14 protein-coding genes are annotated in these 16,550 nt (G+C 71.7%); 13 read left to right on the top strand and 1 reads right to left on the bottom strand.

The window, feature by feature from the left end:
* The first annotated feature begins 89 nt into the window (after positions 1–89).
* From infB to AB0K35_RS31365, 7 genes are all read left to right on the top strand, one after another.
* Positions 90–3,110, top strand: a complete 3,021-nt coding sequence (gene infB, locus AB0K35_RS31395; protein ID WP_238671750.1) for a translation initiation factor IF-2 — start codon at positions 90–92, stop codon at positions 3,108–3,110.
* A 90-nt stretch (positions 3,111–3,200) separates the two neighbouring features.
* Positions 3,201–3,497 carry a DUF503 domain-containing protein gene (locus AB0K35_RS31390; protein WP_238671751.1) on the top strand — a complete coding sequence of 99 codons (297 nt, stop codon included), beginning with the start codon at positions 3,201–3,203 and terminating at the stop codon, positions 3,495–3,497.
* Between the two features lie 126 nt (positions 3,498–3,623).
* Positions 3,624–4,124 carry a 30S ribosome-binding factor RbfA gene (gene rbfA / locus AB0K35_RS31385; protein ID WP_238671752.1) on the top strand — a complete coding sequence of 167 codons (501 nt, stop codon included), beginning with the start codon at positions 3,624–3,626 and terminating at the stop codon, positions 4,122–4,124.
* Complete coding sequence (locus AB0K35_RS31380) at positions 4,121–5,179, top strand: bifunctional oligoribonuclease/PAP phosphatase NrnA (protein ID WP_363889998.1); 1,059 nt, start codon at positions 4,121–4,123, stop codon at positions 5,177–5,179. The genes rbfA and AB0K35_RS31380 overlap by 4 nt, the downstream gene beginning before the upstream one ends.
* 105 nt (positions 5,180–5,284) lie before the next feature.
* Positions 5,285–5,692, top strand: a complete 408-nt coding sequence (locus AB0K35_RS31375; protein WP_210784728.1) for a hypothetical protein — start codon at positions 5,285–5,287, stop codon at positions 5,690–5,692.
* On the top strand, positions 5,692–5,901 hold the full coding sequence (locus tag AB0K35_RS31370) for a DUF6186 family protein (RefSeq protein WP_363890196.1): 210 nt from the start codon (positions 5,692–5,694) through the stop codon (positions 5,899–5,901). The genes AB0K35_RS31375 and AB0K35_RS31370 overlap by 1 nt, the downstream gene beginning before the upstream one ends.
* Before the next feature lie 725 nt (positions 5,902–6,626).
* The gene (locus tag AB0K35_RS31365; RefSeq protein WP_238671754.1) at positions 6,627–7,949 is read left to right on the top strand and encodes an MATE family efflux transporter; all 1,323 of its coding nucleotides are present in this window, start codon (positions 6,627–6,629) and stop codon (positions 7,947–7,949) included.
* A gap of 20 nt (positions 7,950–7,969) precedes the next feature.
* On the opposite strand, the gene AB0K35_RS31360 is transcribed toward AB0K35_RS31365, so the two are convergent.
* Positions 7,970–9,043, bottom strand: a complete 1,074-nt coding sequence (locus AB0K35_RS31360) for a hypothetical protein (RefSeq protein WP_363889995.1) — start codon at positions 9,041–9,043, stop codon at positions 7,970–7,972.
* 54 nt (positions 9,044–9,097) lie between these two features.
* Between AB0K35_RS31360 and truB the strand changes: the two genes are divergently transcribed.
* The 6 genes from truB to dapB all read left to right on the top strand — a co-directional run bounded on the left by truB (position 9,098) and on the right by dapB (position 16,395).
* Positions 9,098–9,982 carry a tRNA pseudouridine(55) synthase TruB gene (gene truB / locus AB0K35_RS31355; protein ID WP_363889992.1) on the top strand — a complete coding sequence of 295 codons (885 nt, stop codon included), beginning with the start codon at positions 9,098–9,100 and terminating at the stop codon, positions 9,980–9,982.
* 76 nt (positions 9,983–10,058) lie between these two features.
* The gene (locus AB0K35_RS31350) at positions 10,059–10,988 is read left to right on the top strand and encodes a bifunctional riboflavin kinase/FAD synthetase (protein WP_238671756.1); all 930 of its coding nucleotides are present in this window, start codon (positions 10,059–10,061) and stop codon (positions 10,986–10,988) included.
* A 199-nt stretch (positions 10,989–11,187) separates the two neighbouring features.
* Positions 11,188–11,457 (top strand): 30S ribosomal protein S15, encoded by a 270-nt coding sequence (gene rpsO, locus AB0K35_RS31345; RefSeq protein WP_030337594.1) that lies wholly within the window; start codon positions 11,188–11,190, stop codon positions 11,455–11,457.
* Positions 11,458–11,684: 227 nt separating this feature from the next.
* Complete coding sequence (locus AB0K35_RS31340; protein ID WP_357183024.1) at positions 11,685–14,075, top strand: polyribonucleotide nucleotidyltransferase; 2,391 nt, start codon at positions 11,685–11,687, stop codon at positions 14,073–14,075.
* Between the two features lie 47 nt (positions 14,076–14,122).
* A complete protein-coding gene (locus tag AB0K35_RS31335; protein ID WP_238671758.1) occupies positions 14,123–15,520 on the top strand; it encodes a pitrilysin family protein in 1,398 nt (465 codons plus the stop codon).
* Between the two features lie 107 nt (positions 15,521–15,627).
* A complete protein-coding gene (dapB, locus tag AB0K35_RS31330; RefSeq protein WP_238671759.1) occupies positions 15,628–16,395 on the top strand; it encodes a 4-hydroxy-tetrahydrodipicolinate reductase in 768 nt (255 codons plus the stop codon).
* Positions 16,396–16,550 lie beyond the last annotated feature (155 nt).

Genomic DNA, 16,550 nt, shown 5'->3' with positions numbered 1-16,550 from the left:
ACGATGAAGTCCCTGAAATGACCAGGCTTCAAGTGCACGAGTGAGGTCGCTGCGGGTGCTGCCCGCACGACCTCGGAGTGAGGAGTGCAGTGGCAGGCAAGGCCCGCGTACACGAGCTTGCAAAAGAGCTCGGGGTCGAGAGTAAGACCGTTCTCGCCAAGCTGAAGGAAATGGGCGAGTTCGTGAAGTCCGCGTCCAGCACCGTCGAGGCGCCCGTCGCCCGGCGGCTGCGTAACGCATTCGTCGCGTCCGCCGGCGCCCCGGCTCCGGCCGCCCCGTCGGCGCCCGCGTCGACGCCGGCTTCAAACCCGACCCCGACGCCAACCCCGGCCCCGGGCGCGCCCCGGGTCTCGGCCAAGCCGATGCCGCCTCGGCGGCCGGCCGCGCCGGCACCCGGTCCGAAGCCCAAGGGTCCGGTTCCCGGTGCCCCGCAGACGGCGACCCCGGTCGCCAAGCCGGCGAGTGCCCACGACATCGAGGTGGCGGCCGCGGAGGCGCGTGCCGCCGCGCTGAAGGCTGAGCAGGAGGCCGCGGTCAAGGCCGCGCAGGCCGCCCGCCAGCAGCAGCGGGACAACCCCGTTCGCCGGGAGCCTCCGGCAGACGGCGGTAACCGGCCCGGTCCTCGGCCGGGTCCCGCGGCGATGCCGCCCCGTCCCGGTTCGCCGGCAGCTCGTCCGAGCACGCCGGCTCCCGGTCCGGGTGCCCGGCCGGGCGGTCGTCCGCCGGCGCGCGGTGCCGGTAACAACCCGTTCGGCATCCAGGGTGGCCAGCAGCAGCGGCCCCCGGCCGCCGGTGCGGGTGGCCCTCGGCCCAACACCCCGGCGGGCATGCCGCCGCGGCCGAGCCCGAACTCCATGCCGCCGCGGCCCAGCCCAGCGTCCATGCCGAGCCAGCGGCCGGCTGCCGGTCGCCCCGGTCCCGGTGGCGCTGGTCGTCCCGGCGGTGGCGGCGCAGGTCGTCCCGGTGGCGGTGGCGGTGGCTTCCGTGGTGGTCCCGGCGGCGGCGCCGGTGGCGGCGGCGGTTACCGCGGCGGCCCCGGTGGCGGCGCGGGTGCCGGCGGTGGCGGTGGCTACCGTGGCGGTCCCGGCGGCGGTGCGGGTGCTCCCGGTGGCGGTTTCCGTCCGGGTGGTCCGGCAGGTGGCGGCGGACGTCCGGGTGCCGGTGGTCGTGGCCGTGGCGGCGGTGCCGCGGGTGCCTTCGGGCGTCCGGGTGGCCGGCCGACGCGCGGTCGCAAGTCCAAGAAGCAGCGCAGACAGGAGTTCGACAACCTGTCGGCTCCGACCATGAGCTCGGGCGCTCCCCGGGGTCAGGGTCAGATCGTCCGGCTCTCCCGTGGCGCCTCGCTGTCGGACTTCGCCGACAAGATCAACGCCAACCCGGGTTCGCTGGTCCAGGAGATGTTCAACCTGGGCGAGATGGTGACCGCGACCCAGTCCTGTTCTGACGACACCCTGCACCTGCTGGGTGAGCACCTGGGCTTCGACATCCAGATCGTCAGCCCGGAGGACGAGGACCGTGAGCTGCTCGCGCAGTTCAACATCGACCTCGACGCGGAGGTGGCCGAGGAGCGTCTGGTCAGCCGTGCGCCGGTCGTGACCGTCATGGGTCACGTCGACCACGGTAAGACCAAGCTGCTCGACGCCATCCGTAAGGCGAACGTCGTGGCGGGCGAGGCGGGTGGCATCACCCAGCACATCGGCGCCTACCAGGTCCACGTCCCGCACGAGGGCGAGGACCGGGCGGTCACCTTCATCGACACCCCGGGTCACGAGGCGTTCACCGCCATGCGTGCTCGTGGTGCCCAGGTCACGGACATCGTGATCCTGGTCGTCGCGGCGGACGACGGTGTGATGCCGCAGACGATCGAGGCGTTGAACCACGCCAAGGCGGCCGACGTGCCGATCGTGGTCGCGGTCAACAAGGTCGACAAGCCGGACGCCAACCCGGACAAGGTCCGCCAGCAGCTGACCGAGTACGGCCTGGTCGCCGAGGAGTACGGCGGCGAGACCATGTTCGTCAACGTGGCGGCCAAGCCCGGCATCGGCATCGAGGAGCTTCTCGAGGCTGTCCTGCTGACCGCCGACGCGTCGCTGGAGCTGACCGCTCCGATCGACGGGCCGGCGCAGGGTGTGGCCATCGAGGCGCACCTGGACAAGGGCCGCGGTGCGGTGGCGACGGTGCTGGTGCAGAAGGGCACCCTGCGGGCGGGCGACTCGATCGTCGCCGGTGGGGCGCACGGCCGGGTTCGGGCCATGCTCGACGAGAACGGCAACCAGCTCTCCGAGGCTGGTCCGGCGCGTCCGGTCATGGTTCTGGGTCTGACCGCGCCGCCCGGTGCGGGTGACACGTTCCTCGCCGCGGCGGACGACCGCACGGTGCGGCAGATCGCCGAGCAGCGGCAGGCACGGCGGCGGGCGGCGTCCTTCGCCAACTCCCGCGGTCGGGCCACCCTCGAGACGCTCATGGAGCAGCTCAAGGAGGGCGAGAAGACCTCGCTCAACCTCATCCTCAAGGGCGATGTCTCCGGTTCGGTGGAGGCCCTGGAGGACGCGCTGTTCAACCTCGACATCCCCGAGGAGGTCCAGCTCAAGGTCCTCGACCGGGGCGTCGGCGCGATCACCGAGAGCAACGTCATGCTCGCGAGCGCCTCGTCCGAGCCGGTCACGATCATCGGCTTCAACGTGCGGGCCTCGAACAAGGTCCGTGAGATGGCCGACCGCGAGGGCGTGGAGATCCGGTACTACACCGTCATCTACCAGGCCATCGAGGAGATCGAGGCAGCGCTCAAGGGCCTGCTCAAGCCGGAGTACGAGGAGGCCGAGCTGGGCAGCGCGGAGATCCGCGATGTCTTCCGCTCATCCAAGATCGGCAACATCTCCGGTTGCATCGTCCGGTCGGGCATCATCCGACGCAACGCGAAGGCTCGACTGCTTCGGGACGGGGCGGTCGTGGCGGACAACCTCACGATCACCTCGCTCAAGCGGTTCAAGGACGACGCCACCGAGGTCCGCGAGGGCTTCGAGTGCGGTCTGACCCTGGGTGGTTACAACAACGTCCAGGTCGGCGACGTCATCGAGACCTTCGAGATGCGGGAGAAGGTTCGCGCCTGATCCGGCAGTGACACGCTGATCAAGGGGTTTACGCCACTCGGCGTAAACCCCTTGATCATGCGGGGCGGGTTGGCGGTATCGTCCGGGGCGATGTTCACCGGAACCGCGGTCTTCGACCTGCTGCTGCCGGGCGACTCCAGGTCGCTCAAAGCCAAGAGATCATATGTACGGCCGATCGTGGCGGCGCTGCGCCGCTTCGAGGTGTCGGCCGCCGAGGTGGGTGCGCTCGACCTGCATGGTCGAGCGCAACTGGCGGTGGCCGTGGTGGCCGCCGAGACGGCGCACGTCCGCGAGGTGCTCGACTCCTGTGAGCGCCTGGTGGCCAATCGCCCCGAGGTCGAGTTGCTGTCGGTTCGACGCCGGCTCTACGGCGCGGACGACGACTGACCATGGTGCCGGCTGTGCCGGGCGACCGGAGCGGCCCCGAAGGTAATGTTCGAGATGTTGGCCGGTCGGCCGGCGGCCTCCTGGCCGTCGGGTCGACCGGAAGCAGGACGCCGTGGAGGTGGCGAGATGTCTGATCCGGCCAAGGTACGCCGGCACGCGGAACGGGTGCGTGAGCTGGTCGCGTCGGTGGTGCGGAGCCAGATCAAGGACCCGCGGCTCGGGATGATCACCATCACCGATGCCCGGATCACCGCTGACCTGCGTGACGCGACGGTCTTCTACACAGTGCTCGGTGACTCGGTGGCCCAGGCGGACACCGCGGCGGCGCTGGAGAGCGCCAAGGGGCTGCTGCGCAGCACTGTCGGCAAGGCCCTCGGGCTGCGCCACTCGCCGACCCTCACGTTCGTCCTGGACGACGTGCAGGACCAGGTCAAGCACATCGACGACCTGCTCGCCGCCGCCCGCAACGCCGATGCCGAGGTGCAGCGGCTGGCCGCCCAGGCGAAGTACGCGGGCGAGGCCCAGCCGTACCGGGTGGACGACGAGGCCGATGAGGCGGACGAGACGGACGAGGCCGACGAGGCCACCGACGTCAAGGAGACCCCGCGGGGTGGGGAAACGCGGTGACCAGCACCGCCAGCACCGCTAGCGCCCCGTTGGCCGGGGCAGCCGGGGTCGGCCCCGCCGAGGCGCACTGGGCTGCGGCCGAGGCGTTGGTGCGGGCTCTCCCGCCGACCGCCCGGGTGCTGCTGATCTGCCACATCAATCCGGACGGCGACGCGCTGGGCAGCATGCTCGGCTTCGGTCTGGGCCTGCGGCAGTTCGGCGTACGCGACGTGCAGGCGACCTTTCCCGGGCCGCCGGAGCTGCCGGAGCCGTTCCGAGGGCTTCCCGGGCTGGACCTGCTGGTCCCGGCGGACGCCGCCGACCCGGCACCCGATCTGGTGATCTGCTTCGACGCGGCGAGCGAGTCGCGTCTCGGCGAGTTGGCCGGGCGGTTGTCGTCGGCGGGTGCGGCGTTGGTGCTCGACCATCACGCCTCCAACCCCGGTTTCGGCACTGTGAACCTGGTCGACCCGGGTGCGGCGGCCACGTCGGTCGTGGCCGAGCAGCTGCTGGCCCGGCTCGGGGTTGTGGTGGATCCGGCCATCGCCGAGTGCCTCTACGTGGCGTTGACCACTGATACCGGCTCGTTCCGGTTCGAGGCGACCACTCCGGCGGTGCATCAGATGGCCGCCCGACTGCTGGCGACCGGCATCTCGCCGGGTGACATCTCCCGGCGGGTCTTCGACACCCGGCCCTTCGGCGCGGTCCGCCTCTTTGGTGAGGTGCTCGGCCGGGCTCGACTGGAGCCGGCCGCCGCCGGTGGTCGGGGCCTGGTCTGGACCTTCGCCACCCTCGATGACCTGGCCCGGCACGACCAGCGGCCGTACGTGCTGGAGGCCCTGATCGACTCCGTGCGCTGCACCGCCGAGGCGGATGTGAGCTGTGTGGTGAAGCAGACCAGGCCCGCCGAGTGGGCGGTGTCGATGCGCAGCAAGGGAGCGGTGGACGTCAGTCGGGTCGCTGTGGCACTGGGCGGTGGTGGGCACACGTTCGCGGCCGGGTTCACCGGTCGGGGCAGCGCCGAGCAGGTGGTCGAGTCGATTCGCGGTCAGCTGGACGCGGCGCTGATCGGCTGAGCGCCGGCCTCGGACCGCCGGCGGTCCGTCGGTCCTGGAAGATCAGGGTCAGCTCCGGGGAGTGTTGGTCTTCCCGCGTTCCGTGATACCGGGAAGAATTGCGGGATGGAGCAGCCGCACGACCTCACCGTGGAGGCCCCCCGCGCCTGGGACCGGCCCGCCGTCTCCGTTCCCGTCCTCGTCTGCCTGTCGCTCGTCGGTGGCCGGTTCGCGTCCTTCTCCACCGAGGCGAATCTGTTCACCCTCGGGACGGGTGGGGTGCTGATCTGGCTCGGTCTGAGCAACCGGGTGCCGCGCCGGCCGGCGCCGCGCCGGTTGGGCGCGGGGGCGGCCTGGTGGGCGGTGCCGGTGGTGGTCTTCGGGGTCTTCGAGGGCGTGACCTTCGTGTTGGCTGCCGGCGATGACTTCCCCACCTTCTCCCGGTTGGCCGATCCTCTCCTGGAGGATCAACTGACTCGCTCGGCAGCCTGGTTCGCCTGGTTGGCCGCCTTCTGGGGGCTGGTGCGGCGATGATGCGCGCGCTTGCGATCGGCGGTTTCCTCACCGCGCTGATCCTTTTCGGGGTGGTCGAGTGGGTGGCCCGGCGGGAGGGGTCGCGGATCCCCACCCTCGGCGAGGTCTGCGCCTATGTGATGCGCTACGAGGTCGGTCCGGTGCCGGTGGGCCGGATCGGTCTGTTCGGGTTCTGGTGGTGGCTGGGCTGGCATTTCCTGGCTCGCTGAACCGGGTCGCTGACCGTCCAAATGGCGGGAACCGTAAGCAGTATGTGGACCTGAACGATAACTTGGGAGAAGGCCGGTGCCGCCTGGCGGTGCAGGTCATGGGCGGTGGTGCCACACCCCGTGCCGCCTCCCTCCAGGGTCGGATCGACCCGGGCTCACGCTGCCCAGTCGGCTGCTCCGGTAACCCCGGACCGCCGTGGGGCGCTCAGCACGACCGCCCGTGAGGGCCGCCGCGTGTCGGCGGCTCACGCCCTGGGAAGGGGAGCGCCACCATGCCGAACAAGCCCAAGCCCGAGACCACCACCGACGACGCCCGTGAGCAGGCCCGCCGCGCGCTGCAGACGTCGATGGACACCCGTCAGTGATCCGATTTCTCCGAGGGTGATCCCTCGTATCCGTGTGGTCGGAAGATCCGGGCACCTCCTGGTTCGCCTTTGGAGCTGAATCGTCTGCGACATCACGACGTGATTCGTTTACGACATCAGCTCCACAGCGTCCGGCCGACGTCCCAGCTGGGCAGCGTCCGACCGGCGTCCGGACTCCGCAGCGTCCGGCCGACGCCACGACTGCTCAGCGTCCGGCCGACGCCCCGACTGCGCGCCGGCAGGTACCGCGCAAAGGGCTCGGGCGAGCCTGACGCGCCGCAGGCCGACGGGGCGCACCGGCCACGGTAAGCAGCCTGCTGGATTGCGATCCTTACCGCAGCCATGCCAGGATCGGCGGCGATGAACCACGCCACCACCGCTCACCGACCCGCCTCGCCTCGGCGGATCGCCGCGCTCGCCCTGCCGGCCCTCGTGGTGCTCGCCGCCGAGCCGCTCTACGTGCTTGTCGACACCGCAGTGGTCGGTCACCTCGGCCGGGTGCCGCTCGCCGCGCTCGCCGTCGGCGGCACTGTCATGACGCTCACCGCCTGGGTGGGCACCGTGGTCGCCTACGGCACCACCGGCCGCGCCGCCCGCCGCTTCGGCGCGGGTGACCGGGCCGCAGCGGTCGCCGAGGGCGTCCAGTCGTCCTGGTTGGCGTTCGGTGTCGGCCTGCTGATCGCGATCGGCATGCAGGTCGGCGGCGGCGCGCTCGCGCGTACCCTCGCCGGTGGTGGTGGCGAGGTCGCCGACGCCGCCGCCCAGTGGTTGCGGATCGCGGCCCTCGGCGCTCCCGGCCTGCTCCTCGCCGCCGCCGGCAACGGCTGGCTGCGCGGCGTGCAGGACACTCGCCGCCCCCTGTACTTCGTGCTCGGCCCCAACCTGCTCTCCGCGCTGCTCTGCCCGCTCCTGGTCTATCCCGGCGGGCTGGGCCTGGTCGGCTCGGCGGTGGCGAACGTCGTCGCGCAGACGCTCTGCGGGGTGCTCTTCGCCGCCGCCCTGGTCGGTGAGAAGGTGTCGCTGCGCCCCCAACCCCGCGTGATCCGCCAGCAACTGGTGCTCAGCCGGGACCTGCTGATCCGTGGGCTGGCGTTCCAGGCCAGCTTCCTGTCCGCGACAGCCGTCGCCGCCCGCTTCGGCGCCGCCGCCGTCGGTGCCCACCAGATCGCCCTGCAACTCTGGTTCTTCACCGCGCTGGTGCTCGACGCCCTCGCCATCGCCGCGCAGTCCCTGGTCGGTGCCGCGCTCGGCGCCGGCGACGACGCGGGTGCGCGGGCGCTCGCCCGTCGGATCGGGCTGCTCGGCGGCGTCTGCGGCGTGGGCTTCGCGCTGCTCGTCGCCGCCGGCGCGGGCGTGGTGCCGTCGTGGTTCAGCTCCGATGCGGGGGTACGCGAGCAGGCCATGGTGGCCTGGCCGTGGTTCGTCGTCATGCTGCCGCTGGCCGGGGTGGTGTTCGCCCTCGACGGCGTGCTGATCGGCGCCGGCGACGTGCGTTACCTGCGCAACCTCACCATCGTGGCCGCGCTCGGCGGCTTCCTGCCGGCCATCTGGCTGGCGTACGCTCTCAACCTCGGGCTGGGCGGCATCTGGGCCGGGCTCACCGTGTTCGTGGTGATCCGGCTGGTCGCCCTGCTGCTGCGACTGCGCAACGGCAGGTGGGCGGTGACCGGCGCGATCCGCTGACGGGTCGCCGGGCCCCCCGGTCAGCAGCGCGTGGTGGTCGGCGCGGGCGCGTCGATGTCGAAGATGGTGCCCGGGTCGCCCGCGGGTATCCGGTCCCCGTGCACATCGGCCACCCAGAACTGCTCCTGCACCCAGCCCTCACGGAGTTGGTCGCAGTCCGCGTTCCAGGTCACGGCCGCCGCCGAGGTGATCCAGAGGCCGCGGGCGGAGGCCGGCACGTCGTCCGGGTGCGGCACCTGCCACACCACCTGGTCGCGTAGCGCCACCACCGTCGCGCCGGCGGGCGCCCGCAGGTCCACGTCGAACGGGTACGCCCAGACGAACTCCGTGGAGACCTCCAGCAGTCGGATGCCGTTCTGCCTGGTGGCCCGGTAACTGACCCGGCCGTCGGCGCGGACGCCGAACTCCCACTCCGACGGCGACGCCATCCTCGTGGCGTACCGCAGGAAGCTGCCGTTGGTGAAGTCGCCCCGGAGCCGTTCGCGAGCATCAGGGGCGAGCAGCGCGAGGAACGGCGCCGGATCCCCGGAGAACATCGAGATGTCGACCCGACTCTCGATCAGTGCCTTGCGCACCGACTCCAGCGCCGCCCGCACCTGGGTCGCGGTGAACGGTCCGGTGCCCTTGGCCGCCGGCATCCGCACGGCCTCCTCGGCTGGTGCGAAGGAGGCCGCCGGCGACCCGGCGAACAGGTCCCGTGGTTCGCCGACCCTGCTCACCGGTGGCGTGCTGCTCGGTGTGGGGCTCGCCGAGGCGGACGTGCGGACACCATCGGCGACCCGACCGACCAACACCACCCCGCCGACGACCATCAGCAGTGCCAGCACCAGCCCGAGGCCGAGCAGCAGGGCCCCGTTGTGCCGGGCCGAGAAGAAACGGACCCGGTCCCATCCGGTGGGCTGGTGCTCGGTCTGCGACGACCGCAGCCACTCCGGTAGCTGCACCGGGTTGACCTGCGCTATCGCGGTGGGTGGCGGGTCGACGGGGTCCGTCGGTGTGGGCTCGCTCGACGACGTGTTGACCATGCTTCCCCCGTCAGTTTCGCCGCTGGTGACGCGCGCGAGCAGATAGTAGGTGCCGGAGGCTCGGGTCACGCAGGGCCTGCCCACGCACTGCGGAGCGGGTGTCATCTGGCAGGCTTGGCCGACGTGAGCACCGATGGTCTGATCGTGGTCGACAAGCCCGGCGGCATGACGTCGCACGACGTGGTGGCGCGCATCCGCCGACTGGCGAAGACCCGACGGGTCGGGCACGGCGGCACCCTCGACCCGATGGCGACCGGCGTGCTGGTGATCGGTGTCGGCCGGGCCACCCGGCTGCTGACCTACGTGATCGGCGCCGGCAAGAGCTACACCGGCACCATCCGGCTCGGCCAGACCACAGTCACCGACGACGCCGAGGGCGACGTGACCGCCACCGTGCCGGCCGGGCAGGTCACCGACGACGCGATCCGGTCCGCGCTGGCCGGGCTGAGCGGCGAGGTCGACCAGGTGCCGAGCGCGGTCAGCGCCATCAAGATCGACGGGCAGCGGGCGTACAAGCGGGTCCGCGACGGGGAGAGCGTCGATCTGCCGGCACGGCGGGTCACCATTTCCCGGTTGGAGGTGCTGGCGATCCGTCGCACCGAGCCGGACGTGGTCGACGTGGACGTGGACGTGACCTGCTCGTCCGGCACGTACATCAGGGCCATCGCCCGGGACGCCGGCCTGGCGCTCGGCGTCGGCGGGCACCTCACGGCGCTGCGGCGGACCGCCGTGGGTGGCTTCACCCTCGCCGAGGCGGCGACCCTCGACGAGCTGGAACAGCGCGCCCCGGACGTGGTGAACCTGCCACTGGACGCGGCGGCCGACCGGTTCTTCGCGCGCCGGGAGGCCACGCCGGACGAGGCCCGCGTGCTCGCCCACGGTGGGCCACTGGACCCGGCCGGCCTCACCGGGCCGTACGCCGTCTTCGGGCCGGCCGGCGGCCTGATCGCTATCGTCAGCGAGCGGGACGGACGGGCCCGCGCGGAGATCGTGCTCGCGCCGGCCTGACAGCGCAGCGCAGGTCCGCCGGCCCGCAGCCGGCGGTGTCGACCCGCCGGCCGGCGGGACAGCAGAGAGGAACGGCATGCAGCGGTGGCGGGGCTACGACGCGGCGCCCGGCGGGTGGGGACGCTCGGTGGTCACCATCGGCGTCTTCGACGGCGTGCACAAGGGGCACCAGGCGACGATCGGGCACGCCGTGGCCCGGGCCCGCGAGTTGGGCGTGCAGTCGGTGGTGGTCACCTTCGACCCGCACCCGGCCGAGGTGGTCCGCCCCGGTTCGCACCCGGCGGTGCTCACCGAACCGGCCCGTAAGGCCGAGCTGATCGAGGCGCTCGGCGTTGACGTGCTCTGCGTGGTGCCGTTCACCCCGGAGTTCTCCCGGGTGCCGCCCGAGCAGTTCGTGCACGACGTCCTGGTCGAGCACCTGCACGCCGCGTTGGTGGTGGTCGGCGGTAACTTCCGCTTCGGGCACCGGGCCGCCGGCGACGTGGCGTTGCTGGAACGGCTGGGTCAGACGTTCGGCTTCGGCGTGGAGGGCGCCCCGCTGGTCGCCGAGGCCGGCACCGTCTTCTCCTCCACGTACATCCGGTCCTGCGTCGACGCGGGCGACGTGGGCGCGGCCGCCGCCGCGCTGGGCCGCCCCCACCGGGTGGAGGGCGTGGTGGTCCGCGGCGACCAGCGGGGCCGGGAGCTGGGCTTCCCCACCGCCAACCTGCTCTGCCACCGGTACGCGGCGGTGCCCGCCGACGGCGTGTACGCGGCCCGGCTGATCCGCCGCGGTCAGCACGAGCCGCTGCTGGCGGCGGTCTCCGTGGGCACCAACCCGACCTTCTCCGGCCGGGAGCGACGGGTGGAGGCGTACGCGCTGGACTTCTCCGGCGACCTGTACGGCGAGCGGCTGGCCCTGGACTTCGTGGCGCACCTGCGTGGTCAGATCCGGTACGACTCGATCGAGCCGTTGATCGCCCAGATGAACCAGGACGTCGAGCGCACCCGGCGCGTGCTGGCCTGATCGTGCCGGGGCGACGGGCCGCCACCGAGGCCCTTCGCCGGGTGTTACCGGCGAGTGCTGGTAGTCTTGCCGGGACGTCGGGTGACCGGCGTGGGGCCTCGCGTGCCTGCTCGACGCCGCGGGTGCGAGGTACCGGTCCGTTCCCGGTCCATCGGGACGACGGACACCCACTTGATCAACCCATCGAAACAGGGAGAACATGGCGCTCGATCAGGAAGCCAAGGCCAGCATCCGCGCGGAGTACGCGACCGCCGAGGGCGACACCGGTTCGCCGGAGGTCCAGGTAGCGGTCCTCACCAAGCGGATCGCCGAGCTGACCGAGCACCTGAAGGTGCACAAGCACGACCACCACAGCCGCCGTGGGCTGCTGCTGCTGGTCGGCCGGCGCCGTCGGTTGCTCAACTACGTCCAGAAGAAGGACATTGCCCGCTACCGGTCGCTCATCGAGCGGCTCGGTCTGCGCCGGTGACGTGACGGGGGAGTGGCCGGACGGCCGCTCCCCCGTACCGCGTCCCACCTGAAGAAACACGGGCCGCGCGACCACCCGAGAGGGAGCCGGTCAGCGTACCGGTCTCCGGTAGTGGCCCCCGGGAACCCCGGCATCATGCCGGCCACCCGGGCGCTTCGATCGAAGACCGGCCGGCTGAGCAGCTCCCCGATGTCGTGGGCCCACGACGCGAAGGAGCACCACAGCACATGACCGAGACCAAACTCGGCACCGAATCCCGCACCGCCGTGATCGACAACGGGTCCTTCGGCACCCGTGAGATCACCTTCTCCACCGGTCGGCTGGCTCGCCAGGCCGCCGGTTCCGTCATCGCCCAGCTGGGCGAGACGGTTGTTCTCTCCGCCACGACCGCCGGTAAGCACCCGAAGGAGCAGTTCGACTTCTTCCCGCTGACCGTCGACGTCGAGGAGCGGATGTACGCCGCGGGCCGCATCCCCGGCTCGTTCTTCCGCCGTGAGGGTCGGCCCAGCGAGGACGCGATCCTCACCTGCCGGCTGATCGACCGGCCGCTGCGCCCGTCCTTCGTCAAGGGCCTGCGCAACGAGGTCCAGGTCGTCGAGACCATCCTCGCGCTCGACCCGCAGCACCCGTACGACGTCGTGGCGATCAACGCCGCCTCGATGTCGACGAAGCTCTCCGGCCTGCCGTTCTCCGGCCCGATCGGTGCGACCCGCGTCGCCCACATCGACGGCCAGTGGGTCGCCTTCCCGACCCTGGAGGAGCTGGCTCGCGCCACCTTCGACATGGTCGTGGCCGGCCGCACGCTCGAGGACGGCGACGTCGCGATCATGATGGTCGAGGCCGAGGCCACCCCGAACGCCGTCGCCCTCATCTCGGCCGGTGCCACCGCCCCGACCGAGGAGGTCGTCGCCAGCGGCCTGGAGGCCGCCAAGCCGGCGATCCGTGAGCTGTGCCGCGCGCAGAGCGAGCTGGCCGAGGTCGCCGCCAAGCCGGTCACCGAGTTCCCGGTCTTCCTGGACTACCAGGACGACGTGTACGACGCCGTCTCCGAGCTGGCCCGCGCCGACGTGGCCGAGGCGATCACCATCGCCGGCAAGGCCGACCGCGAGGAGGCCCTGGACCGGGTCAAGGCCCGGGTCGCCGAGGAGCTGGGCGCTCGGTTCGAGGGTCGGGAGAAGGAGCTGAGCGCTGCCTTCCGGTCGCTGACCAAGTCCGAGGTGCGCAACCGCGTGCTGCGCGAGCAGGTCCGCATGGACGGGCGTGGCCCGCGCGACATCCGGGCGCTGACCGCCGAGGTCGGCGTGCTGCCCCGGGTGCACGGTTCGGCGCTGTTCGAGCGGGGCGAGACCCAGATCCTGGGCGTCACCACGCTGAACATGCTCCGCATGGAGCAGATGGTGGACACGCTGTCCCCCGAGAACCGCAAGCGCTACATGCACAACTACAACTTCCCGCCGTACTCGACCGGTGAGACCGGCCGGGTCGGCTCGCCGAAGCGTCGCGAGATCGGTCACGGCGCCCTCGCCGAGCGCGCGCTGATCCCGGTGCTGCCGTCGCGCGAGGAGTTCCCGTACGCCATCCGGCAGGTGTCGGAGGCGCTCGGCTCCAACGGCTCCACCTCGATGGGTTCGGTCTGCGCGTCGACGCTGGGCCTGCTCTCCGCGGGTGTTCCGCTGAAGGCGCCGGTCGCCGGCATCGCGATGGGGCTCATCTCCGACGAGGTGGACGGCAAGACCCAGTACGTGACGCTGACCGACATCCTCGGTGCCGAGGACGCGTTCGGCGACATGGACTTCAAGGTCGCCGGCACGCCGGAGTTCGTCACCGCGCTCCAGCTCGACACCAAGCTCAACGGCATCCCGTCGGACGTGCTGGCCGCCGCGTTGCAGCAGGCGAACGAGGCCCGGCAGGTCATCCTCGGCGTCATGAAGGCGGCGATCGAGGCTCCGGCCGAGATGTCCGACTACGCGCCGCGGGTCACCACCGTCAAGATCCCGGTGGACAAGATCGGCATGGTGATCGGCCCGAAGGGGCAGACCATCAACGCGATCCAGGACGAGACCGGCGCCGAGATCTCCATCGAGGACGACGGCACGATCTACGTCGGCGCCACCAACGGCCCGTCGGCCCAGGCGGCCGTCGACCGGATCAACGGCATCGCCAACCCGACGCTGCCGAAGCAGGGCGAGCGGTTCCTCGGCACCGTGGTCAAGACCGCCGCGTTCGGCGCGTTCATCTCGCTCCTGCCGGGCCGTGACGGCCTGCTGCACATCTCCAAGGTGGGCGACGGCAAGCGGGTCGAGCGCGTTGAGGACTTCCTCAACGTCGGTGACCGGGTCGAGGTCGAGATCGCTGACATCGACGCCCGCGGCAAGATCTACCTCGACAAGGTCCGCCCGGAGGGCACCGAGGCTCCGGCCGCCGGTGAGGCCGCCGCTGGTGACCGGCCGGCTGGCCGGGACCGGGGCGACCGTGCTCCGCGTGACCGCGGCGACCGTGAGCGTGGCGGCGACCGTGGCGGGCGTGGCCCGGAGCGCGGCGGCGAGGGCGGCAACGGCGGCGGCGGCGAGGGTGGCGAGGGCGGCGAGCGTCCGCGCCGTCGGACCCGGCACAGCTGACAGTCGTACAACGCATCACCCACCCCTCGTCGAACCGGGAGCAAGTCGTGAGTCGGGCCATCAGCGCGCCGTTTCCACCGGATCGACGGGGGGTGGCCCCGTCTCGGGACACCGGGGCGGGCCGCTCCGGCGGCACCGCCCGCGCGGTGACCCGGACGCTCAGCGACGACCCGCTGGGCGGCACGGTACGACGTACCGTGCTGCCCAGCGGCCTGCGCGTCCTCACCGAGGCGATTCCGGCGATGCGCAGCGTCTCGTTCGGCATCTGGGTGGCGGTCGGCTCGCGTGACGAGACCGGCCCGCAGGCCGGTGCCGCGCACTTCCTCGAACACCTGCTCTTCAAGGGCACGCACAAGCGCACCGCCCTGGAGATCTCCTCGCAGATCGAGGCGGTGGGTGGCGAGACCAACGCCTTCACCACGAAGGAATACACCTGCTACTACGCCCGCGTGCTGGACGAGGACCTGCCGCTGGCAATCGACGTCATGTGCGACCTGGTCGCGGACTCGCTGTTGGAGCCGGCCGACGTCGAGACCGAGCGTGGCGTGATCCTGGAGGAGATCGCCATGCACGACGACGAGCCGGGTGACGAGGTGCACGACCTCTTCGTCCAGGCCGTCTACGGCGATCACCCGCTGGGCCGGCTGATCTCCGGCACCGCCGAGACCGTCACCCCGATGACCCGGCGGCAGATCCAGACCTTCTACCGGGGTCGCTACACCGCGCCGCAGATCGTCATCGCCGCCGCCGGCAACCTCGACCACGCCGCGGTGGTCAAGCTGGTCCGTCAGGCAGTGCGCGGCACCCCGCTGGACAGCGACCCGGCCAGTCCGGCGCCGCACCGCGCGGCGACCCCTGCGGTACGCACCAAGCCGGCGACCACTCTGGTGGAGCCGAAGGAGACCGAGCAGGCACACGTCATCCTCGGTTGCCCCGGCATCGACCGGCTCGACGATCGACGGTTCGCCCTCGGGGTGCTCAACAACGTGCTCGGCGGCGGCATGTCCAGCCGCCTGTTCCAGGAGATCCGCGAGCAGCGTGGCCTCGCCTACTCGGTCTACTCCTACGCCAGCCAGTACGCCGACACCGGCCTCTTCGCCGTCTACGCCGGCTGCGCGCCGGGCAAGGTGGACGAGGTGCTGGCCCTGACCCGCGCCGAGCTGGCCCGGGTGGCCGCCGACGGGTTGACCGAGGCCGAGGTGGCCCGGGGCAAGGGGATGAGCAAGGGCTCGTTCGTGCTCGGCCTGGAGGACACCGGTTCCCGAATGAGCCGGCTGGCAAAGGGTGAGCTGCTCTACGGCGACCTGATGCCGGTCGACGAACTGCTCCGCCGGGTCGACGAGGTCACAGTGGAGGACGTGAACGTCCTCGCCGCGGAACTGCTCAGCCGGCCGATGTCGCTGGCCGTCGTGGGCCCGTTCGGCGCTGGCGACTTCGCGGTCTGAGGTCTGCCGCCCGGCCCGGTCGAGGCACCCCGGTCGGGCGTCCCGGCAGGTGGAGCACAGCGGATCCGGCCGGAAGGACCCGTCCCGATTGGGATAGGTTGTGCCCCGTGACTGACGAGCAGGGAAAGACCCCGGCCCAGCAGCTGCGGGTCGGCGTGTTTGGTGCGCGCGGCCGGATGGGCATCGAGGTCTGCAAGGCGGTCGACGCCGCCGACGATCTCGCCCTGACCGCGGCGGTCGACCAGGGCGACAGCCGCTCCTCCGTCTCCAGCGCCGAGGTGGTCGTCGACTTCACCACGCCGGACGTCGTCATGGACAACCTCCAGTGGTGCATCGGGCAGGGCATCAGCGCGGTGGTCGGCACCACCGGCTTCACCGAGCAGCGGCTGGAACAGGTGCGCGGCTGGCTGGCCGACAAGCCCGAGGTGGGCGTGGTGATCGCCCCGAACTTCGGAATCGGCGCGGTGCTGATGATGCAGTTCGCCGCGCGCGCCGCCCGACACTTCGAGTCCGTCGAGATCATCGAGCAGCACCACCCGCGCAAGCTTGACGCCCCGAGTGGCACCGCCACCCACACCGCCAGGCAGATCGCCCAGGCCCGCGCCGAGGCTGGCCTCGGCCCGGTCCCGGACGCCACCAAGGACGAGGTGCCGGGTGCGCGCGGCGCCGAGATCGACGGGGTACGCGTGCACGCGGTGCGCGCCACCGGCCTGGTCGCCCATCAGGAGGTGCTGTTCGGCGGCACCGGCGAGACGCTGACCATCCGGCACGATTCGTACGACCGGGTGTCGTTCATGCCTGGTGTGCTGCTGGCCGTCCGCGCGGTGCGCAACCGTCCCGGCCTCACCGTCGGCCTGGACGCCCTGCTCGACTGACCGGTCCGGGTCCGCTCCTCCACATCGCGGCACCGTAGATCTGGGACAGTTTCCGTTCCGAGGGCGGGCTCAACCGGTGGTTGCAACACCGAGAAGTTGGGTCATCTTCTCACCTGGGGTTGCCCAGCCCAGGGTCATGCGGGGGCGGTCGTTGA

Origin of the sequence: Micromonospora sp. NPDC053740 (assembly GCF_040677775.1) — a bacterium.
GTDB classification, from domain to species: Bacteria; Actinomycetota; Actinomycetes; order Mycobacteriales; family Micromonosporaceae; genus Micromonospora; species Micromonospora alfalfae.
This window is presented reverse-complemented; position numbering and strand designations above follow the sequence as displayed.